Annotated in this window: 20 protein-coding genes; 9 read left to right on the top strand and 11 right to left on the bottom strand. The window is 72.9% G+C overall.

Annotated elements, in window-relative coordinates:
• Positions 1-94 precede the first annotated feature (94 nt).
• Complete coding sequence (argS, locus tag ACF3NS_RS03965) at positions 95-1,828, top strand: arginine--tRNA ligase (protein ID WP_392467925.1); 1,734 nt, start codon at positions 95-97, stop codon at positions 1,826-1,828.
• A 78-nt stretch (positions 1,829-1,906) separates the two neighbouring features.
• Positions 1,907-3,298, top strand: a complete 1,392-nt coding sequence (locus ACF3NS_RS03960; protein WP_154592239.1) for an NAD(P)/FAD-dependent oxidoreductase — start codon at positions 1,907-1,909, stop codon at positions 3,296-3,298.
• 92 nt (positions 3,299-3,390) lie between these two features.
• Here ACF3NS_RS03960 and ACF3NS_RS03955 read toward each other — a convergent pair whose 3' ends face one another.
• Positions 3,391-4,656: a sodium:proton antiporter gene (locus ACF3NS_RS03955; protein ID WP_154592238.1), complete on the bottom strand. Its 1,266-nt coding sequence runs from the start codon at positions 4,654-4,656 to the stop codon at positions 3,391-3,393.
• Between the two features lie 2 nt (positions 4,657-4,658).
• Entirely contained in the window at positions 4,659-5,504 is an 846-nt protein-coding gene (locus ACF3NS_RS03950; protein WP_392467923.1) for an SMP-30/gluconolactonase/LRE family protein, read from the bottom strand.
• 51 nt (positions 5,505-5,555) lie between these two features.
• On the opposite strand from ACF3NS_RS03950, the gene ACF3NS_RS03945 reads away from it, so the two are divergent.
• On the top strand, positions 5,556-6,488 hold the full coding sequence (locus ACF3NS_RS03945; protein WP_288799701.1) for a PfkB family carbohydrate kinase: 933 nt from the start codon (positions 5,556-5,558) through the stop codon (positions 6,486-6,488).
• 33 nt (positions 6,489-6,521) lie between these two features.
• Positions 6,522-7,130, top strand: a complete 609-nt coding sequence (locus ACF3NS_RS03940) for a riboflavin synthase (protein ID WP_154592235.1) — start codon at positions 6,522-6,524, stop codon at positions 7,128-7,130.
• A 28-nt stretch (positions 7,131-7,158) separates the two neighbouring features.
• Here ACF3NS_RS03940 and ACF3NS_RS03935 read toward each other — a convergent pair whose 3' ends face one another.
• From ACF3NS_RS03935 to ACF3NS_RS03925, 3 genes are read right to left on the bottom strand one after another with little or no spacing between them, the layout of a single operon-like run.
• On the bottom strand, positions 7,159-8,043 hold the full coding sequence (locus ACF3NS_RS03935) for a hypothetical protein (RefSeq protein WP_288799700.1): 885 nt from the start codon (positions 8,041-8,043) through the stop codon (positions 7,159-7,161).
• 39 nt (positions 8,044-8,082) lie between these two features.
• Positions 8,083-8,904 (bottom strand): hydroxymethylpyrimidine/phosphomethylpyrimidine kinase, encoded by an 822-nt coding sequence (locus ACF3NS_RS03930; protein ID WP_288799698.1) that lies wholly within the window; start codon positions 8,902-8,904, stop codon positions 8,083-8,085.
• A gap of 38 nt (positions 8,905-8,942) precedes the next feature.
• Positions 8,943-9,239, bottom strand: coding sequence for a TfoX/Sxy family DNA transformation protein (locus tag ACF3NS_RS03925; RefSeq protein WP_195849090.1), 297 nt, complete (start codon positions 9,237-9,239; stop codon positions 8,943-8,945).
• Between the two features lie 743 nt (positions 9,240-9,982).
• On the opposite strand from ACF3NS_RS03925, the gene ACF3NS_RS03920 reads away from it, so the two are divergent.
• From ACF3NS_RS03920 to ACF3NS_RS03910, 3 genes are all read left to right on the top strand, one after another.
• Entirely contained in the window at positions 9,983-11,119 is a 1,137-nt protein-coding gene (locus ACF3NS_RS03920) for a hypothetical protein (RefSeq protein WP_392467920.1), read from the top strand.
• Positions 11,120-11,284: 165 nt separating this feature from the next.
• Positions 11,285-12,019, top strand: coding sequence for a sortase domain-bontaining protein (locus ACF3NS_RS03915; RefSeq protein WP_392467919.1), 735 nt, complete (start codon positions 11,285-11,287; stop codon positions 12,017-12,019).
• A gap of 129 nt (positions 12,020-12,148) precedes the next feature.
• Complete coding sequence (locus ACF3NS_RS03910; protein WP_392467917.1) at positions 12,149-12,874, top strand: phosphatase PAP2 family protein; 726 nt, start codon at positions 12,149-12,151, stop codon at positions 12,872-12,874.
• A 121-nt stretch (positions 12,875-12,995) separates the two neighbouring features.
• Here the strand turns inward: ACF3NS_RS03910 and ACF3NS_RS03905 are convergent, their stop codons facing one another.
• Genes ACF3NS_RS03905 through ACF3NS_RS03890 form a run of 4 tightly spaced genes read right to left on the bottom strand, consistent with a single transcriptional unit; the run spans position 12,996 to position 17,477 of the window.
• A complete protein-coding gene (locus ACF3NS_RS03905; RefSeq protein WP_288799491.1) occupies positions 12,996-13,787 on the bottom strand; it encodes a putative hydro-lyase in 792 nt (263 codons plus the stop codon).
• Complete coding sequence (locus ACF3NS_RS03900) at positions 13,784-15,472, bottom strand: 5-oxoprolinase/urea amidolyase family protein (protein WP_392467915.1); 1,689 nt, start codon at positions 15,470-15,472, stop codon at positions 13,784-13,786. Before ACF3NS_RS03900 ends, ACF3NS_RS03905 begins: the two co-directional genes overlap by 4 nt.
• Before the next feature lie 4 nt (positions 15,473-15,476).
• Complete coding sequence (locus ACF3NS_RS03895; protein ID WP_311966371.1) at positions 15,477-16,235, bottom strand: 5-oxoprolinase subunit PxpA; 759 nt, start codon at positions 16,233-16,235, stop codon at positions 15,477-15,479.
• 9 nt (positions 16,236-16,244) lie between these two features.
• Complete coding sequence (locus tag ACF3NS_RS03890; RefSeq protein ID WP_154592226.1) at positions 16,245-17,477, bottom strand: NRAMP family divalent metal transporter; 1,233 nt, start codon at positions 17,475-17,477, stop codon at positions 16,245-16,247.
• A gap of 277 nt (positions 17,478-17,754) precedes the next feature.
• On the opposite strand from ACF3NS_RS03890, the gene ACF3NS_RS03885 reads away from it, so the two are divergent.
• Together ACF3NS_RS03885 and ACF3NS_RS03880 are read left to right on the top strand one after the other, a co-directional pair.
• On the top strand, positions 17,755-18,117 hold the full coding sequence (locus ACF3NS_RS03885; protein WP_154592225.1) for a hypothetical protein: 363 nt from the start codon (positions 17,755-17,757) through the stop codon (positions 18,115-18,117).
• Positions 18,118-18,200: 83 nt separating this feature from the next.
• The gene (locus tag ACF3NS_RS03880) at positions 18,201-18,803 is read left to right on the top strand and encodes a hypothetical protein (protein WP_154592224.1); all 603 of its coding nucleotides are present in this window, start codon (positions 18,201-18,203) and stop codon (positions 18,801-18,803) included.
• On the opposite strand, the gene ACF3NS_RS03875 is transcribed toward ACF3NS_RS03880, so the two are convergent.
• Both ACF3NS_RS03875 and ACF3NS_RS03870 read right to left on the bottom strand, forming a co-directional pair.
• Positions 18,800-20,101: an MFS transporter gene (locus ACF3NS_RS03875; RefSeq protein WP_392467914.1), complete on the bottom strand. Its 1,302-nt coding sequence runs from the start codon at positions 20,099-20,101 to the stop codon at positions 18,800-18,802. The genes ACF3NS_RS03880 and ACF3NS_RS03875 overlap by 4 nt on opposite strands.
• Positions 20,102-20,308: 207 nt before the next feature.
• Positions 20,309-20,713 (bottom strand): hypothetical protein, encoded by a 405-nt coding sequence (locus ACF3NS_RS03870; RefSeq protein ID WP_392467912.1) that lies wholly within the window; start codon positions 20,711-20,713, stop codon positions 20,309-20,311.
• Positions 20,714-20,828: the final 115 nt, after the last annotated feature.

Raw genomic sequence — 20,828 nt, 5'->3', positions numbered from 1 at the left:
TCGTCCCCATCCAACCGGGTCCCCGTGAACGCCGCGTGTCGGGGGCACTGATACGCGTTCGGCCGGGCAGGTCAGGACCACTACCCTTGGGCCCATGGTTGCCCCGATCGACGCCCTCGCACCGGCCGTGCAGTCCGCCCTCGTCGCCGCGTTCGGCGAGGACGTGCGAGGGGCGGACCCCGTGGTGCGACCCAGCCAGTTCGCCGACGTGCAGGTCAACGCAGCCATGGCGCTGGCCAAGCGGCTCGGGCGCAAGCCGCGTGAGGTCGCCGACGCGATCGTCGAGCACCTCCAGGGGGGCGACCTCGTCGCCTCAGCCGAGGTCAGCGGGCCGGGCTTCATCAACGTGACCTTCGACGACGCGTGGATCGCCCGGCAGGTGCAGGCCGCCCAGGCCGACCCGCGGCTCGGCGTCGCGACCCAGCCCACCGAGATCATCCCCATCGACTACTCCGCGCCCAACGTCGCCAAGGAGATGCACGTCGGGCACCTGCGCACGACGATCATCGGCGACGCGCTCGCGCGCACGCTGGAGCACCTGGGCCACACCGTCATCCGGCAGAACCACGTCGGCGACTGGGGCACGCCCTTCGGGATGCTCGTCGAGCACCTGCTGGAGGTCGGTGAGGACTCCGAGGAGGCCCGGGTCGTCGAGACCGACCCCAATGCCTTCTACCAGGCGGCGCGGTCGAAGTTCGACGGGTCCGAGGACTTCGCGACGCGCGCCCGCGCCCGTGTCGTCAAGCTGCAGGCCGGCGACCCGGAGACCCTGCGCCTGTGGGGCCGCCTCTACGACCTGTCCAAGGTCTACTTCAACAAGGTCTACTCGACCCTCGGCGTGACCCTCACCGACGACGACCTGGCGGGCGAGTCGTCATACAACGCGGACCTCCCCGGCATCTGCGAGGACCTGGAGGCCAAGGGCATCGCGACCGTCGACGAGGGCGCCCTCGTCGTCTTCCTCCCCGGCTTCACCGGCCGCGAGGACAAGCCGGTCCCGCTGTTCGTCCGCAAGTCCGACGGCGGCTACGGCTACGGCACGACGGATGTCGCCACCGTCCGGCACCGCGTCCGCGACCTGCACGCCGACCGCATCCTCTACGTCATCGGGGTCACGCAGTCGCTGCACCTGCAGATGGTCTTCGAGACCGCCCGTCGGGCCGGCTACCTGCCCGACGACGTCGAGGTCATGCACGTCAAGATCGGCTCGGTGCTCGGCGAGGACCGCAAGATCCTCAAGACCCGCTCCGGCGCCCCCCTGCGCCTGATGTACCTCCTCGACGAGGCGGTGCAACATGCCCGCACCTACATCGACGAGGCACGGCCCGAGCTCCCCGAGGCCGAGCGGGCCGAGATCGCGCGGATGGTCGGCATCGGGGGCGTCAAGTATGCCGACCTGTCGGTCGCCCACGACTCGGACTACGTCTTCGACCTCGACCGGATGCTGGCGCTCACCGGCAACACCGGTCCCTACCTGCAGTACGCCACGGCCCGCCTGCGCTCGATCCTGCGCTCCGCCGGCGTGGACCCCGAGGCCCAGGACGCCCCCGTCCTGCTCACCGAGCCCGCGGAGCGCGACCTGGCGCTGAGGCTTCTCGACCTCGACGGCGTGGTGGCCCAGGTCGGCGCGATCTACGAGCCGCACCGCCTGTGCACCTACCTGTTCGAGCTGGCCCAGGCCTTCTCGTCGTTCTACGAGGCGTGCCCCGTGCTCAAGGCGGACGACGAGGCCACCCGCGCCTCGCGCCTGACCCTGTGCACCCTCACCCTGCGCACCCTCGTGCAGGGACTGGACCTGCTCGGCGTCGAGGCCCCCGAGCGCATGTGAGCGACGTCGCGGGTGGGCGGGCTCTCGGCATACGACTCCGGCACCCGCAGGGGATCAGGTGACGTTAGCCTGGGTGCCATGGCTCACAAGCGCCCACACGTGGTGATCATCGGATCCGGGTTCGGCGGGCTCTTCGCCGCCCAGGAGCTCAAGGACGCGGACGTCGACGTGACGCTCGTCGGCAAGACCGTCTACCACCTGTTCCAACCCCTGCTGTACCAGGTGGCGACCGGCATCCTCAGCCCCGGCGAGATCGCCCCCAGCACCCGCGAGGTGCTCAAGAAGCAGAAGAACGCCACCGTCCTGATGAGCGAGGTCACCGCCGTCGACGTCGAGTCCCGCACGGTCACGGCCGAGGCTCTGCAGCACGAGACGACGCTGCACTACGACTACCTGGTCGTGGCGGCCGGAGCCGGCCAGTCCTACTTCGGCAACGACCACTTCGCGGTCTACGCCCCCGGCATGAAGACCATCGACGACGCCCTCGAGCTGCGCGCGCGCATCTTCGGCTCCTTCGAGGTCGCCGAGCTCTCGCAGGACCCCGGCGAGCGCGAGCGCCTGATGACCTTCGTCGTCGTCGGGGCCGGCCCGACCGGCGTCGAGATGGCCGGGCAGATCAAGGACCTGGCGGTGCACACCCTCGCCGGCAACTTCCGCAACATCGACTCCACGCAGGCCCGCGTCATCCTGCTCGACGGGGCGCCGGCGGTGCTCGGGGCCTTCGGCGACAAGCTGTCCGAGCGGGCCAAGGCCGAGCTCGAGCGCATCGGCGTCGAGGTGATCCTCGACGCGCTGGTCACCGACGTCGACTCCGAGTCCGTCACCTACAAGAACAAGGACGGCAGCACCGAGCGCATCGGCGCCATCTGCAAGGTCTGGGCGGCGGGCGTGCAGGCCAGCCCCCTCGGCGCGACGCTCGGCAAGCAGACCGGCGCCGAGGTCGACCGCGCCGGGCGCATCTCCGTGGCGCCCGACCTGACGCTGCCCGGGCACCCCGAGATCTTCGTCGTCGGCGACATGATGAGCCTCGACAAGCTCCCCGGCGTCGCCCAGGTCGCGATCCAGGGCGGTCAGCACGCGGCACGCACCATCGCCTCCGAGGTGGCCGGGGCCCGCGACACCTCGCCGTTCCGCTACAAGGACCGCGGGTCCATGGCCGTGATCAGCAAGTTCGGGGCCATCGCGAGCATCGGCAAGATCAAGCTCACGGGCTTCCCGGCGTGGCTGGCCTGGCTGTTCGTCCACCTGATCAACATCGTGGGCTTCAAGCACCGCGTGACGACGCTGCTGCACTGGGCCATCGCGTTCCTGTCGACCGGGCGGGCCGAGCGGACGACCACGCGCCAGCAGCTCGTCGGGCGCCTCGCCGTCAGCCAGCTCGGCAGCCAGTTCCAGCCGACGATCGGCGGGGTGCGCCTGCCGCTGGAGAAGCCCTACGACCCCGAGGCCGCCGACCGCCGCACCCGCTGACCTACCGGGGGTAGGGGCATCGGCCGGGCGTCGTCCGCCAGGTCGATGATCCCGCCCCCGGTAGGGGCATCAGCCGGGCCTCGTCCCCCAGGTCAGACGGGTTGCTGGGCCCCGCGCCGCTCCTCGAGGGCCTTCATGGCGGGGGTGGCCAGCACGCCATGCACCATCACGCTCAGCACGATGGCAAAGGTCACGGTCGCCCAGAGGGTGCGCTGCTCCGGCCACTGGTGCTGGGCCGTCGCAAAGGCCATGTAGAAGACCGAGCCGATCCCGCGCACCCCGAACACCGCGGTCACGACCTTCTCGCGCGCGCCCAGCTGCCGGGTGCCGACCAACGAGAGCCAGCCGCACAGGGGCCGGATGACGAGCACCAGGGCGACGCCGACGAGCATGCCCTCCCAGCTCAGCGCGGACAGCTGGCCGGACGACAGGGAGGCGCCGAGCAGCAGCAGGATCAGCAGGGTCAGCACCGACTCGACGTGCTCGATCGCGTCGTGCAGGCGGCCGTGGTACTCGTGGCCGCGCTCGGCGGCGCGCAACGCCACCGCGCAGACGAAGACCGCGAGGAAGCCATAGCCGTGCAGGACCTCCGCGAGTCCGTAGACGGTGGCGACGAGCGCCAGCCCCAGCAGCGGCTCCCCGACGTCAGCGAGGCGCAGCGTGTCCCAGTGCGCGTGGAACACGAGCTTGCCGAAGACCCAGCCGCTGGCCAGGCCGACCAGAGCGCCGATGACGATCTTGCCGACGAGCTCCATGCCCACCCAGTGCCAGCCCCACCCGGCGATCGGTCCTTCGGTGGCGAGGTACAGGGCGAGCCACACGAACGGGAAGGCCAGGGCGTCGTTGAGCCCCGCCTCGGAGGTGAGGGCGAACCGCACCTCGTCGTCCTCCTCCTCCGGGCTCTCCTCCCCGCCGGAGACACTGGGCCCGGCGACCTGCACATCCGACGCGAGCACCGGGTCGGTGGGGGCGAGCACGGCACCGAGCAGGATGGCGGCCGCCGGGGACAGCGCCAGGACCCACCACCCGAGCAGGGCGACGGCGGCGATGGTGAGCGGCATGGCGATGCCGAGCAACCGCCATGTCGGCCACCAGGCCCGCCAGGCGAACGGCCGGTCGATCGCCAGGCCGACCCCCATGAGGGAGACGAGGACGCAGACCTCGGCGACGTGCTGGGTGATGGCCTGCTGAAAGACCGGTGCGATCGGCTCGTCGCCGGGCAGGAACCAGCCGGCGGCGATGCCGACGAGCAGCACCACCATCGGGGCCGAGACGGCGCGCTCGCGCAGCAGCCTCGGCAGGAAGGCACCGAGGAGCAGACCCACCCCGGCGACCAGATAGACGACCCCGGTGACCATCCTCAGCCGCGCCAGGTCAGCGCCGGCAGACCAGCCACACCAGGCCGTATGGCGCACACCCCGCCCGCCAACGGGTCGTCGCCATCGTCGAGGCCCTCCCTGGACGTGGTGATGTAGAGGATGCCGAGGTCGTCGCCGCCGAACGTGCAGGCGGTGACCTGCCGGGCGGGGACCTGCACGACCTCGTCGAGCCGCCCCTGCGGGGTGTAGCGACGGACCTCGCCGTCGCCGTTCATCGCCATCCAGACGCCGCCCTCGGCGTCGACGGCGAGCCCGTCGGGGCTGCCGTCCCGGCCGAGGTCCACGAGCGTGCGGGGGTCCTGGATGGCGGGGGTCCCGGCATACGGGAAGGAGATGACCTGGTGGGTGGCGGTGTCGGCGTAGTAGCCGGTGGCCCCGTCCGGGCTCCAGACGATGCCGTTGGAGACGGTCACGGGGTCGAGGGCGGGGCGCGCGGCCAAGGCGTCGTCGACGACGTAGAGGGTCGCCGCGTCCGGCCGCTGGTCGTAGGCCATGGACCCGACCCAGAGACGCCCGTCGGGGTCGCAGCCCCCCTCGTTGAGGCGGATCCCCTCGGGGACGAAGGTCGGGCCGACCGTGAGCTCGGTCAGGTCGTCGCGCCTGGTGCTGGCGACGGCGCGCTCGAGCGCCAGGACGGCACCGCCGCCCTCGCGCGGTCGCAGGCAGGCGACGACGGTGCCGACGTGGGTGCGGGTGGGCTCGCCGTCGGGCCGCAGGGTCAGCACGTCGCCCGCGAGCATATCGACCCACCGCAGTCCCCACGTCGGCCACCAGACCGGCCCCTCGGCGTGGTAGCAGACGGGGTCGGTGACGGGCTCGGCGCGCATGGGCCTCACCCTAGGCGAGCGGACGTGGTGAAAGGGTCCTACGCTGGCACGATGGCTGGTGAGGGGACCACGCGGGTCGTCTGCGTCGGGCTGACGACCCTCGACGTCGTCCAGCGCGTCAGCGAGCCCGTCGTCCTGGGCGGCAAGTCCCGCTCGGACGCGGTCGAGCTCCTGGCGGGAGGCCCGGCGGCCAACGCCGCGGTGACGGCCGCGGCCGTGCTGGCTCCCGGGGCGGTCACACTGGTCAGCGCTGTCGGGTGGGGCGCCGCGGCCGACGTCGTGCGCGTCGACCTGGCGGCGTGCGGGGTGCGCCTCGTGGACCTGGCGGCCGGTCTCGGCGGGGGCTCGGTCGGAGGGGACCTGGTCGGCGGGGGCTCGGCCCTGCCGGTGGCCACCTGCCTGGTCCACGCCGACGGGGAGCGCACGGTCGTCTCGCCCGGGGCACGGAGCTCCGCGTGGGACCTGACCGACGAGGCGCGCGACGAGATCGCTTCGTGCGCGGCGATGCTCGTCGACGGGCATCACCCTCAGGCCGGGGAGGCCGCGCTGCGGGAGGCCCGGGCCGCAGGCGCGCGGACCCTGCTGGACGCGGGCAGCGTCAAGGACCACGTCGAGGGCTGGTTGCCGCTCGTCGACGTGGCGGCAGCCTCCTCGGCCTACGCTCACCAGCTCGGCCTGGGCCCCTCCCGCACGCTGGACCACCTGCTCGAGTCCGGCTGCGACACAGCCCTGCTCACCGACGGGCCGCGGCCTGTGCGGTGGCGTGACCGTCACGGTCGCGAGCACGCCACGACACCGCCCGCGGTGACGGCCGTGGACTCCCTGGGCGCGGGGGACGCCTTCCACGGAGCGCTCGCGGCCGGCGTCGCGCTGGGGCTCGAGCTCCCGGCCGCGGTGGAGCTGGCCTGCCGCGTGGCGGCGACGCGCGTCTCCCACGCATCGTCCCGCGGATGGCTGGCCGACCTGGCGGCCGAGCCCGGGTAGGTTGGGGCCGGACGTCGCAACGAAGGAGCAGGCATGTTCACCGGCATCGTGGAGGAGCTCGGCTCCGTGGAGTCCGTCGAGCTCGGCGCCGACAGCGCCGTCCTGACCGTGCGCGGGCCCCTGGTGGTGAGCGACGCGACCCACGGCGCCTCGATCGCCGTCAACGGCGTGTGCCTGACGGTCGTGGAGCACGACGGGACGACCTTTCGCGTGGACGTGATGCGCGAGACCCTCGACCGGTCGAGCCTCGGTGCGCTGCAGGCGGGTTCGCCGGTCAACCTCGAGCGGGCGATGGCGGCCGGCGGGAGGTTCGGCGGGCACGTGGTGCAGGGGCACGTCGACGGCACGGCCACCATCGTGAGCCGCGAGCCCGGGGACCGGTGGGAGGTCGTGACCTTCTCCCTGCCCACGGAGCTGTCGCGCTATGTCGTCCACAAGGGGTCGATCACCGTCGACGGCATCTCGTTGACGGTGAGCGCGGTGGACGACATGACCTTCGCCGTGTCGCTGATCCCGACGACGCTCGAGCTAACCACCCTGGGGCGCAAGCAGGTCGGCGACCCCGTCAACCTCGAGGTCGACGTCATCGCCAAGTACGTCGAACGCCTCCTGGCGGGGTCGGCGACCACCCCCGGCGAGTGACCCGCCGGCCTGGCCGGCCGTCTGATCCCTAGCCCCGCCCGGCGAGCGTCGACGCGCCGAACCTCATGGCCTGCGTCCCCACGATCGCCGCCTCCAGGCGCATCCGCAGGAGTGCCGTGTCATTGGCCGACAGCGCCCGCCACTCCGGCGCACCCCGGTGGGGGCCGTCGGTGCTGAGGTGCCGCCACAGGTCGGTCGCGGACGCGAGCGCGGCATCGACCTGGGCGGGCACCGGGGCGGATCCGCCGTCCGCCCACCGCTGACGGGGGCCCAACGCGAGCTGCAGTGTCGTGATCCGGGCCCTGACCTGGCCTGGGACCGTGCAGGCAAGGTCCTCGTCGTAGAAGCCCGCCCCCTCGGTCCGGGCGAGGTCGAATCCCTCGGCGAGCGCCTCGGCATCGCGGCCGCGCGTCGGGTCAGCGGTGCCCTCCGAGGCGCCGGTGGGCGACGGGACCACGAGACCGTCGCGCGCCAGCTCCGCGGCGATCAGCCTCCCTCGGTGGTCGTAGACCGCGGCGGCTTGCGCCGCCCCCTCGTCCGACCCGCCTCCACGCCCGTCCGCGCGAGCCCCACCCGGGCCCCCGGGCTCACCGCGCAGCGTGATCGGCGAACCGGTGGGCGCCAACCGTCGCAGAGCGTCGTGCGCCTCCGGCGCCAGGCACTCGGTGCCGCTCGCCGCCGTGGTGCGCGGAGCCTCGACACCCGAGAGCCGCACCAGGTGGCGCGTGCGCACGGCCGTCACGTCCAGGACGTCACCACCCACCGCACCCACCACCCGGTAGTGCTCCGCGCCCGACGCCGCGTCACGGCGTCCGCTGACGACGGCCCAGGCCCCCGACACCGCCAGACCGATGACCACGAGGCACCCGAGCAGCCACACGACCGACCGCCGACGGCGGCCGGGGCTGGTCATCTGCTCGTTTCGCGGGTGCGGGCCGTCGCGCCGGGAGCGTCAGACCTGCCGGACGGCCTCGAACGGCGCCCGAGAGGGCATCCGGTGCAGGATCGCCTCGCGGACGAACTCCTTGGCGGTGCGAGCGGCCTCGAGCGGCGTCGCGCCCTTGGCGAGCTCCGCGGTGACGGCGGCAGCGAGGCTGCAGCCGGCGCCGCTGACGGCGAGGTCGCCCACCTTGGGGGCGCGCAGCACCTCGAGGGTGGCCCCGTCGTAGAAGACGTCGATGGCGTCCGGGCCGGCGAGCCGGACCCCGCCCTTGGCGAGCACGACGGCTCCCGAGCGCTCGTGGATGGCGCGGGCGGCAGCCACGAGGTCGTCCTCGTCCTCGATCGCGTCCAGTCCCGACAGCGCCATCGACTCGAAGTGGTTGGGTGTCACGAAGGTCGCCAGCGGCAGTACCTGCTCCTTGAGGGCCGTGTCCGTGTCGAGGGCCGCGCCGGGCTCCTGCCCCTTGCAGATGAGGACCGGGTCGAGGACGAGATTGCGCGGCCTGGCCTGGCGCAGGACGCCCGCGACGGTCTCGATGGTGGCCGGGGTGCCCAGCATGCCCACCTTGATCGTGTCGATGTCGTATGCCGCCAGCTCGGCCTCCAGCTGGTCGGCGATCACGCCCGGGTCCACCGGCACGAACCGGTGCCCCCAGTCGGCCTTGGGGTCGAAGGACACGATGCAGGTGAGGGCGGCGATGCCGAAGGCGCCGAGCGCCTGGAAGGTCTTGAGGTCGGCCTGGGCCCCTGCGCCGCCGGTGGCCTCGGACCCGGCGATGGTCAGCGCGATGGGAGCGGTCTCGGCCGGGGCGGCAGCGTCAGGTGTGGTCATGCCCACAGTTTCTCACCGACCGCGCGCGGCGTGGGCGCTCAGCCCGCGTCGGCCGCGAAGCCGTTCTCGTGGTCCGGGTCCGTGGCGATCTCGACCAGCCGCGCGCGCAGCCCGCGGTCGAGGTCGTGCCAGCGCACCCCGCGCACCGCGCCCTCGAGAGCCTGCAGGGACGTGGCGTCGTCGAAGAGGCCCTGCTCGCGCATGTCCCGCCACACCGCCTCTGAGCCTCGCTGGCGCAGGGTCTCGGCATCGGGCACGCCCACGGCTCGCAGCGCCGCAGCCAGCTTGGGACCGATGTTCGGCAGCGCCTCGACGCGCGCGCGGCTCCCGCTCACCTTGTCCACATCCTTCGCATGATTACTCTCCGCAGTCATTGCTTGGTCTTCTGACCTGTGTTGATGGCGTTGACGTCGCCAGCAAACTATCACTCTGCGTCACAAAAGGTCAGCGCGGACGCGCTCGGCGCCGCCACCGAGGGGGCCGGCGACGGCGCGCTGCAGCACCTCACTGCCTCACGGACACCCCGACCTCGGTCCCCCCGGATAGCGAGCGGTCCTGCACCACGCAAGAGGCGCACATCTGCGGCACATTCCGGACATGACGCGAGGGGCGATCACGCAACGTATCCGGCTGCATTCTTTGCGTGATTGTTGGTCATTGAGCGAGGTCGAATTGCCCGATTTGCTGACTCCTCGATGAAAGGCGGGCGACCGACTTTTCGGGCCCAGCCCTCTTGCACCTGCGCCATGGACAACCCAGGGTAATTGCCTCATCACGCTGCGCAATTTTGTCGTCATCTCACGGCCGTTGGGATTAAATTTGCTGCTCAGAGGCCTGCGGACATATGAGGTCACCAGAATTGACCATCACGGGGTGTGCGCGAAGCGGCACGCTCTGCTCGAATTCTTCCCTTCTTCGGATCATTTCCTCTGCATTTCTGATGCGCTCGATGAATGCCCCCGTTGAATTGCTGTCAACGGGGGGCGCCGCACTGAAACACCACACCGAGACCACGCTCGGCCCGGCGGCACATCACACATCAGGGAGCACCGACGCTCCGCCAGAAGGGAACTGCACCATGAACCGCAAGCTCACCACCAGCCGCATCGTCGTCTCCGGCGCCTTCGCCCTGAGCGTCGCCCTGGGCAGCGCCGGCACCGCCCTGGCCGCCGGCCACGACGGCGGCGCCCAGCCCGCCACGCAGGGCTCGACCGACAAGCAGGGCTCGACCGACAAGCAGGGCTCGACCGACAAGCAGGGCTCGACCGCCAAGCAGGGCACGACCGACAAGCAGGGCACGCCCAAGCAGACCACCGCGCACGCGGAGGAGGCTGACGGCAGCGACCACGGCGCCACGGGCAAGCCGGCCAAGGACGACCCCAACCCGGGCAAGGGCAAGGACTGCATCCAGCACGGCAACCACGGCGGCATCAACGAGGACCACTGCGGCCCGGTCGACCGCCCCGAGGGCCCCGGCAGCACGCCGGACAAGCCGGAGACCAAGCCCCAGCCCAAGCCCGAGCCCAAGCCCGAGAAGCCGGAGACCAAGCCCGAGCCCAAGCCCGAGGACACCACCCCCGGCCACGACTGCAACATCTGCAAGACCGTCACCCCGCCGGCCCCCGTGGTCCTCCCCGTCTGCGGCCCGGACAACGACCAGGTCACCCTGCCCGCGACCACGGGCGTCATCTGGCAGCGCGGCGAGTGGAGCAACGGCACCCTCGTGGTCACGGCGATCTCCGCCGACTGGTACACCTTCCCGACCGGCGACGTGGTCGAGCACGTCATCAAGGACGCGAACAACCCGTGCACCACGCCGACGACGCCTCCGGCCGAGGACTGCGACAACACCTGCCCGACGCCGACCACGCCCACCACACCGGCTCCGGAGAAGCCCGCCACCGAGACCCCCGCCAAGCCCACCAAGCCCGTGGTCGAGACCCCGGCCCCGGCCAAGCCGGCCGAGCCCGCCGGCACCCCGGTCTCGATCACGCCGGCCGGCCACACCCCGGTCGAGGTCGTCACGGTCACCCCAGCCGGTGTCATGGCGCAGGCCCCGGCCAAGGCGACCGCCAACGGCGCCCCGGTGTTCAACTCCGGCGTGGAGGGTGACGGGTCCGGCCTCGGTGCGGGCGCGCTCGGTGCCGGCGTGCTCGGTGCCGTCGCGGCGGGCCTGATGACGGTCCCCGCCATCCGTCGCCGCCAGAACGCCTGACGCACGGCAGACGGCATGACACGCTGGGAGGCGACGTAGCGTCCCAGCCGGGTGGCGAGGCCCCCGGCTCCCCACGGGGCAGGGGGCCTCGTCCCTGCACCCGGACGAACCACCCTCCGGCGCGCGGCCGCTCGCAGCACCCCACCACAGGACCAGGAGGACGAGATGACGCCACGTCGCCCCGGGCTCGCCGTGACGACCGCCGTCGCCCTCGGCCTGCTGCTGACGGGGTGCGGCGCCGAGGGAGGCAGCCCGGCCACCCATCACCGCACCGACGTCGCCACGAGCACCGCGACGGCAGTGCCGAGCACCGCGAGCTCCTCGGCCCGCGTCCCCTCGGGCGGCACGACGGTGACGACGGGCCCTTCGGGCGCGCCCGGCACCGGGTCGACCACCGTCGCACCCACCGCGCCGGCGCGGACCTCCGCCGTCCCGGCCGGTGCCTCGGCGCCCAGCAGCACCGCCGCTGCCGCCACCCGCACGGTCGACGACGGCTCACGCACCCTGCGCATCCCCGTGCTGGGCGTCAACGCGCCGGTCACGGGTTGCGCCACGGAGGACAACACCGTCACGCCGCCGAGCGACATCGGGGCGGTGTGCCGGTGGACGGGAAGCCCGGACTTCGGGGCGACACGGGGCACCACGATCGTCGTCGGCCACTCCACGCGCAGCGACGCCACGGTCGGCGCGCTGGAGTACGTCCGCGAGCTCAAGACCGGTGACACCGTCACCGTCGCCGGCCAGGCCTGGCGCGTCGTCGAGGTGCTGCCGGGCGTCGACAAGCACAGCCTTCCGGCATGGATCGTGGACCGTGCCGGACCCCGCCAGCTCGGTCTCGTCACGTGCGAGACCACCAGCCGCACCCGCAACGACCTCGCGAGGCTCGTCCCGGTCGGCTGACTGGCGGCCGCGCGCACCCCGGGCTCCTTTCCCTGGGGTGCGCGTCTGTCTTGCCGGCCGCTCGCCCGCCTGCGGCCACAGCCCGTGCACAGCCCGAGGACCTACCGTGATCCGGTCGAGAGGACCCGCATGACCAGCCCTGCCCCCCGCGCCGTGAGCTCCACCAGCCTGGTGCGCGCCCGCCTCGCCGGCATGACCGGCCTGGCTGCGGCGTGCGCCGCGTTGACGAGTCTGTATGCCGTGGCCGTGTGCACCGTGCGCGGCCAGGCCTGGGACCACCGCATCTGGTGGCACCTGCACGAGCTGTCCCCCGTCGGCGCCCGGCGCGTCGCGGAGGCGCTCGGGGTGATCACGCCGCCCTCCTGCGTGGCGGCGCTGGGCGTGGTCGTGCTCCTCGCGGTGGCGCAGCGTCGCGCGGTGCCGGCGATCGTGGGTGTGGCCTGTGCGGCCGGGACCTTCGTGTCGGCCGAGGTGCTGAAGTACACGCTCGTGCGGCCCGATCTGGGGATCTCGCACTACGGCAACTCGTTCCCGAGCGGCCACACGGGGGCCGTGGCGGCGCTCGCAGTGGCGGCGGTCGTGGCGCTGGGCGGCGGCCTGCGCGCGGTGTGGGCCACGCTGGCCACCCTCGCCACCCTGCTCACGGGGCTCGGCGTGGTCCTGGCGGGGTGGCACCGGCCGAGCGACCCGGTGGCCTCCGCGCTGGTGGCCGTCGCGTGGGCCGTGGTCGGCCTGCTGGTGGTGCACGAGCACCGCGCCCGCACCCCCTCCCAGGATCGTGAGGGTCTCGACCAGCCTTCTTGGACGAGACGCTCACGATCGTGGTGGGGCGGGGCGGGTCAGCGCGCCGTGTAGGACGCCGTGAGCGTCACCCCGGAGTAGGCCGAGCAGCCGCGCAGCCCGACGTAGTACGTGCCGGCGACCGGCGCCGGGACCGTGCAGGTCTCGGTGTCGAGCGAGGGGCGGGCGCGAGGGGTCAGGGGGCGAGGTAGTCGCTGTCGCGCGCGTCCGTGATCAGCATGTGGCCCGGCGCGTGCGTGATCGCCAACGACGGACGCGAGGCCATGACCATCGCCTGCGGCGTCACCCCGCACGCCCAGAAGACCGGGATCTCGCCGGGTTCGATGCGCACCGGGTCACCGAAGTCGGGCCGGTCGAGGTCACCGATCCCCAGCGCCGCCGGGTCACCGACGTGCACCGGCGCACCGTGCACGCCCGGGTAGCGGCCGCTGATCCGGACGGCGTCGGCGACGCGGTCGGCGGGGATCGGCCGCATCGACACGACCATCGGCCCGGTGAGGTCGCCGGCGGGGCGGCAGGGGCGCTCGGTGAGGTACATCGGGACGTTGCTGCCGTCGACGATGTGGCGGACCTCGATCCCGGCCGCGACCAGCGGGTGCTCGAAGGTGAAGCTGCACCCCACCAGGAAGCTCACGAGGTCGTCCCGCCAGTGCTCGCGCACGTCGGGCACCTCGGCCTCGAGCTCGCCGTCCCGCCACACCCGATAGAGCGGCAGGTCGGTGCGGACGTCGCCGTCGAGGATCGGGCCGGAGGTCGCGCCGGGCTCGAGCACGTCCAGGACGGGACACGGCTTGGGGTTGCGTTGCGCGAACAGCAGCATGTCGAAGGCCAGCTCGCGCGGCACGCACACGAGGTTGGCCTGGGCGTGGCCGCGGCACCAGCCGGCCGTCGGCGTGACCAGACCGCTGCGGAAGAGGGCGCGAGCCTCGCCGGGAGTCAGGGACGCGGGATCGGTGGCCCGGGTCATGTCGTCTCCGATCCTGGAGCGGGAGGAGAGGTGGCAGGACGAGAGGTGGGGTGCCAGGCGAGGCGCAGCCGGTCGCCGGGGCGCAGCTGGGCGGCCAGGTCGACGTCGTCGTCGACCACGACCGCGGCGACCGGGTAGCCGCCGGTGACAGGGTGGTCCGCGAGGAAGAGCACGGGCTCGCCCCCCGGAGGCACCTGGACCGAGCCGCGGACGACGCCCTCGCTCAGCAGCTCCTCGCCCTCGTGGTCGGGGTGCCGGGAGAGGGGCTCCCCGACGAGGCGGGCCCCGATGCGGTCGCTGCGGCCCGACACCTCCCAGGCGGTCGCGACCAGGGCCTCTCGGTCGGCGAGCCAGTCGATGCGCGGACCCGGGACGACGCGCAGCACGACCTGCGCGGGAGGACCGCCGGGCAGCGGCGCCTGCTCCGTCGTCGGGAGGGCACGCCGGGCCCCGCCGATGGGCAGCACGTCGCCGTCCGACAGCGGGTCGGGACCGAGCCCGGCGAGGGTGTCGGTCGACCGCGAGCCGAGGACCGGCGGCACGTCGACCCCTCCGCGGACCGACAGATAGCTGCGCAGCCCGTATGCCGGTGCGCCCAGCCGCAGGACCTGACCCGTCACGAGGCGCAGGACCGCCGCGTGACCCACCGGGCGGTCGTCGACCCGGGCCGGTGCAGGGGCTCCGGTGACGGCGACCAGGCAGTCGGCTTCGGCGCGGACCGCCAGGCCGCCGAGCGTGACCTCCACGGCAGCGCAGTCGAGCTCGTTGCCGAGGAGCCGCTGGCCGAGGGCGTGGGCGCTGCGGTCAGCGGCGCCGGAGCGACCGACGCCGAGGTGGGCGAGCCCGGGTCGGCCGCGGTCCTGCACGAGGGCCCGGGGACCGGTCGCGAGGACCGTCAGCGACCCGTGCTCGGTGACGACACCTCGGCCCCCGACGGATGTCGCGGCCGACGGCACAGGCATGGCCGCACTGCCCTCGGCGGCGGGGTCGGGGGACTCACCTGGGGCAGCGGATCCCCGTGACAGGTCACCGGATCCGACCGGGGCGGCCGGTGCTGCAGCGAAGCGGACGCGCTGCCCGGGCCGCAGGAGCGCGGGTGGGTCGCGGTCGACGTCCCACAGGGCGTCGTCCACGTGGCCGAGCAGCTGCCATCCGCCGGGCGAGGCGCGAGGATAGATCCCGCTGAACTCCCCTGCCAGCCCGACGGATCCGGGGGGCACGGCCGTGCGGGGCTCGCCGCGCCGCGGCACCGCCAGGCGCGGGTCCCCGTCGACGAGGTAGAAGAAGCCGGGCGCGAAGCCACCGAACGCCACCCGCCAGGGGGTGCCCGTGTGGGCGGCGACGACCTCGTCGGCGGACAGCCCTGTCAGCGAGGCGATCTCGTCGAGGTCCGGCCCGTCGTAGTGCACCGCGATCTCGACCTCGTCGGCCTCACCCGCCGCTGCCCCGGGGTCGAGATCGGCCGCCACCGCGAGGATCTCGGTGGCCAGCCGCCCGAGGTCGCTCCCGGCCGGAGCGGTCACCGTCAGGGTGCGGGCCGCCGGCAGGACGTCCACCACGTCGGCCAGACCCGTTGCGCCACGGTCGATCTCGGCGCGCACCGCCGCGTCCAGCGCGAGCACCTCGTCCAGGCCGGGCAGCTCGACCAGCACGCCGGTGTCGCCGAGGCGCCGCCAGGTCGGCATCACGTCACCGCAGGAACGGCCGGATCGCCACGCCGGCCGCCTCGAGAGCGGCCCGCGTGGCCCGCGCCATCTGCACGGCGCCGGGCGAGTCCCCGTGCGTGCACACGGAGTCCGCGGACAGCCTCACCTGGGAGCCGTCCACCGCCTCGACCACGCCCTCGGTCACGAGCCGCACCATGCGGGCCGCCACGGCGTCGTCGTCGTGCAGCACCGCGCCCGGCTGCGAGCGCGGCGTCAGCGTCCCGTCGGGCTGGTAGCCGCGGTCCGCGAACGCCTCGACCACGAACGGCAGTCCGGCCTCGTCGGCCAGGCGCTGCACCGCGCTGCCGGGGAGCCCCATGATCGGGAGGGCGTCGTCATACGACTTGACGGCGGTGACGACGGCGCGGGCCTGCGTCTCGTGGTGCACGATCGTGTTGTAGAGCGCGCCGTGCGGCTTGACGTAGGCGACCCGGGTGCCCGCGAGCCGACACATCCCGTCGAGGGCGGCGACCTGGTAGGCGACGTCCGCGACGAGCTCGTGCGGCGCCACGTCCAGGAAGCGGCGGCCGAAGCCTACGAGGTCGCGATAGGCCACGTGGGCCCCCACGACGACCCCGCGCTCTGCGGCCGCCGTCACCGTGCGCTGCATCACGAGCGGATCACCGGCGTGGAAGCCGCAGGCGACGTTCGCGCTGGTCACGACGTCGAGCATGGCCTCGTCATCACCCATGGTCCACGAGCCGAGGGACTCGCCGAGGTCGGAGTTGAGGTCGATGCGCACGGGATCCTCCTATCCCCAGAGCTTGGCGAGACTGCCGAGGGACTGGTAGCCGAGGTACAGGGTGAGCAGCCACGCCAGCACCCCGACGACGATGAGCCATCGCGGGTAGGCGTAGCCGTGCAGCAGGTCCCGCCGCCAGATCGCCACGACCAGGATGACGGTGAAGCCGAGCGGCAGGATGAGGCCGTTGAAGGCGCCGGCGAAGACGAGCAGCGTGACCGGGGCCTTGCGCAGCACGAGGAACAGGATCGTGCAGACCACGATGAACACGACCGTCAGCAGGTTGCGGGTGCGGTCGCTCGTGGTGGAGCTGGTCAGGAACGAGACGGAGGTGTATGACGCCCCGACGACACTCGTGATCGCTGCGGCCCACAGGATCACCCCGAATGCGTGCAGGCCGAACGACCCCGCCGCCTGCTCGAACGCGCTCGCCGCGGGGTTGGCCTTGGCGAGCGTGGCGCCACCCGCCACGACCCCGAGGATCGCGAGGAAGAGCACGACCCGCATGATGGCGGTGACCAGGATGCCCTGCACCGACGAGCGCCCGATCTCGCGTGCGTGCTGCGGGCCCGTGAGGCCGGAGTCGAGGAGGCGGTGGGCGCCGGCATAGGTGATGTAGCCGCCGACCGTGCCGCCGATCAGCGTGGTGATGGCGACGACGTCGAGGGTGTCGGGCAGGACGGCGTTGCGCAGGGCCGTGCCGACCGGCGGTCTGGACGTGATGGCGATCCAGGTCGTGAGCCCGATCATCAGCAGGCCGAGGACGACGACCATCCGGTCCAGCAGCAGGCCCGCCCGCTTGACCAGGAAGATCGCGATGGCGATGGCCGCGGACACGACCGCCCCCACGGTCGGGTCGACGCCCATCATCGCGTCCAGGCCGAGGCCGGTGCCGGCGACGTTGCCGATGTTGAAGACGAGGCCGCCGAGGAGCACGAGCGCCGACAGCACCCAGCCGAGCCCGGGCACCACGCGGTTGGCGAGCTCCTGGGCGCGCAGGCCGCTGACGCCGACGGCCCGCCAGACGTTCATCTGCACGGCGATGTCGACCAGGATCGACACGACGATCGCGAAGGCGAACGCGGCGCCCAGGCTGACCGTGAAGGTCGTGGTCTGGGTGATGAAGCCCGGCCCGATGGCGCTGGTCGCCATGAGGAACATCGCGCCGAGGATGGCGCTGCGTCCGCCGGCGCGGGTGTCGGTGGCGCCGCTGGGCGTGCTGCTGGGTGGGGTGTCGGCCATGGCGGTCATCACACCACACTCTCGGCTGCGCGCAACCCCAGTCCGCCGCCGCGACGATCACCCTTTGGCCCCTCCCGTCTCATAACGCGGAATTATCGGTCGAGTTACTTCCGATGATGGTTTGCCCATGGTCTCCTAGGTGTCATGACCTCTCGCAGCCACCGAATGTGCCGCCTCGCCGCGGCCGACCGGTGTCGTCGCGGCACGCGCTGAGCCCCAGCCCCCGCCCGACCTCGGCCGACGACGACCGTCCGCCCCGCCCCGAGAGAGACCCGCGATGAACGACACCACCGCCCAGACCCAGCTGTTCGCCTCACCCGCCACTACCGCCACGGTCGCCGGGCACGTGTCCGCCCGGGCCGCCTACCAGTTCGCGCTCTATGCCCGGGCCGCCCTGGTGGACGCGCGCCGCGACCGCAGCACCGGCGCGATCCACCCCGACCTCGCGCCGCGCCTGGCCGCAGACCTCGCCGTCGCGCCGGCGCCGCAGCGGGTTTTTGTCCTCGCGGACACCGACGACGAGGCCGCAACCCTCGCGGAGCAGCTGCGCGCGGCCGTGCGGGCCCCCGTCGCCGCGGTCACCGGTGGCTTCGGGGCGTGGCTCGAGGCGGGGTTGCCCGTGGCGGCGGCCACCGCGTGATGCCCGGGCCCGTCGTGCGGCGGGCGGGTCGGCATACGAGCTGATCTGCGGGACTCGACGGCCCGGACGTGATGAGGTGGGGCATGACCACCGAGCTCGTCGGCTATCTCGCGTCCGCCCTCATCGTCACGTCGCTGGCGATGACCTCGGTCGTGCGACTGCGGGTCATCTCGTTCGTGGGGTCGGTCACCTTCGTGGTCTATGGCGCCTTGATCGGGGCGTGGCCGGTCATCGTGTCCAACGCGATCATCGCGCTGATCAACGTCTGGCACCTGCGCCGCGAGCTCGGCCCGCGCCAGGACCTCGGGATGGTGGAGGTGCACCACGAGGACCCCTACCTCACGGACTTCCTGCGCACCCACCTCGACGACATCCACCGCAGCCAGCCAGGATTCACGAGCGCGCACCTCGACGACGTGGCCTTCGTCCTGACGCGCGAGGGCCTGCCCGCGGGGGCGCTGCTGGGGCGCAGGGACGGTCGCGACCTGCACGTCGACCTCGACTACGTCATGCACGCCTATCGAGACTCGCGCATCGGGCGATGGCTGTATGCCGACCGCGCCGGCGCCTTGCGGGGCAAGGGCATCCGCCGCGTGGTCGCCACGGCCGAGACCGACGTCCACCGCAGATACCTGCAGGCCATGGGTTTTGCGCCAGACGGTGACCGCTGGGTGCGCGAGCTCTAGGGGTCGGACGGCTCCATCGCCATCTCGAAGCGCACCGGCGCGCCACGCCTCGGGATGGTCAGCGCGCACACGCACGCCACGACGCACAGCCCCGCGGCCACGATCCAGGCGCCGTGATAGCTGCCCGTCGCCTCGCGGATGCCTCCGGCGACGCTGGCGCCGATGCCGGCGCCGATCATGTGCGAGGCATAGGTCCAGCCGAACACCACGCCGGAGTCCTCGATGCCGTAGAACTGGCGGCACAGCGCCACGGTCGGCGGCACGGTCGCCACCCAGTCGAGGCCGTAGAACACGATGAACACCCACAACGCCGGCTGAACGGTCGAGGCGAGCAGCTCGTGGACGGTCAGCAGCGACAGCCCGCGCAGGCCGTAGTAGGCGGCGAGCAGGTAGCGCGAGTCCATCCGGTCGGTCAGCCACCCGGACGCGACCGTCCCCACCAGGTCGAAGATCCCGACCACCGCGAGCAGCCCGGCCGCCGTCGTCGCGGGCATCCCGTGGTCGTGGGCCGCCGACACGAAGTGGGTCTGCACGAGGCCGTTGGTCGACCACCCGCACACGAAGAAGGTCAGCACCAGCGCCCAGAACGGCCACGTCAGGCTCGCGCGCCGCAGCACGGCGAGGGCCTGCGACGCGGGGTTGGCGTAGCGGCGGACCTCGGGGGGCGGCGGCTCGGTCGCGCCGTACGGCAGGATCCCGATGTCGGCGGGCCGGTCGCGCAGGAATACCGCGACGAGCGCGGCCATGAGCAGGGCGAGCACGGCCGTCACCCCGGCGGCGTAGCGCCAGCCCGGTCCCTCCGCGGCGGCCGCGATGAGCGGCAGGAAGATCAGCTGACCCGTGGCGTTGGCGGCGGAGAAGAGCCCGGTGACCAGGCCCCGGCGCTCGTCGAACCACCGGTTGGCGATGATCGCGCCGAGCACCAGCGCCATCGCGCCCGTGCCGGTCCCGATGAGCAGGCCCCACAGCAGCCACAGCTGCCACGGCTGGGTCATGACGATGGTCATGCCGCTCGCGATCCCGACGACGGCGAGGGCGATGGTGACGACCTTGCGGACGCCCCAGCTCTCCATCAGCGCGGCGGCGAACGGCGCGACCACGCCGTAGAGCACGAGGTTGAGGCTCACCGCACCAGACGTGGTCGCCCGGCTCCAGCCGAACTCGCGCTCGATCGGCTCGAGCAGCACCCCGGTCGAGGAGCGGAAGGCCGCGCCCGCGACGAGCGCGCCCAGCGTGACGACGGCCACGATCCACGCGGGGTGGAGGCGGCGCCGCGCAGGCACGGGCTGGGTGGTCATCGCGACCTCCGAGGTGGGTCGCCGTGGTCTCGGCGCAGTGGGCTCGAGCCTAGGGACGGTCCCGTATGCCGGGAAGGCCCGCCACATCGCGAACGCCGCCATTCTGCCGCCCCCCTGCCCGCCCCGCCCCTCCTGGCCACCCCACGGCCGCCGAGGGGCGGCGCGCAGCGGGGCACACCGGGCCGCAAGCGGTCGGCGCGGTCGGGGTCAGCCCTCCACGCGCAGGCGGCTCGCGAGATCGGCGATGGCCCGCTCGGCGGAGCTCGTGTCGCCCGCCCTGGCCTTGGTGAACGCCTCCACGTGGACGGGTGACTGCCCCTCGATCAGCCACGCCACGAGCACGACGGGCATGACCCCGCCGCGCTCGACCCAGGAGTATCCCCACGCGCGCCCCTCGTCGGTGTCCCGCGGGTCCGGGCCCTCGCCGCGCACCGCCTTGAGACGGGACAGGGCGTCGGCATACGGCCCGGGCATCTCGATCAGCGAGCTCGCGGTCACCGTGACCAGCCGCTTGGCCACGAACGACCCGAGCCACCCGCCCCGCTCGGTCACCCCGGTGAGCGACTGGTCGAGCAAGGACTCGGCGAAGGCCGCGGTGAGGAAGGGATTCATGGGCTCAGCCTAGGCAGCCGACGGACACGTGCCCATCTCGCAGAGGACGACGCCGGTTGCCGGCCGGGTGCAGGCCGGGAGGATGCAGGGGAACAGGAGCGGGCGTCGCGGGGTT

Origin of the sequence: Arsenicicoccus cauae, assembly GCF_043162025.1 — a bacterium.
Classification (GTDB): domain Bacteria; phylum Actinomycetota; class Actinomycetes; order Actinomycetales; family Dermatophilaceae; genus Arsenicicoccus; species Arsenicicoccus cauae.
The sequence above is the reverse complement of the archived record's forward strand: the minus strand, read 5'-3'. Positions and strand labels throughout refer to the sequence as shown.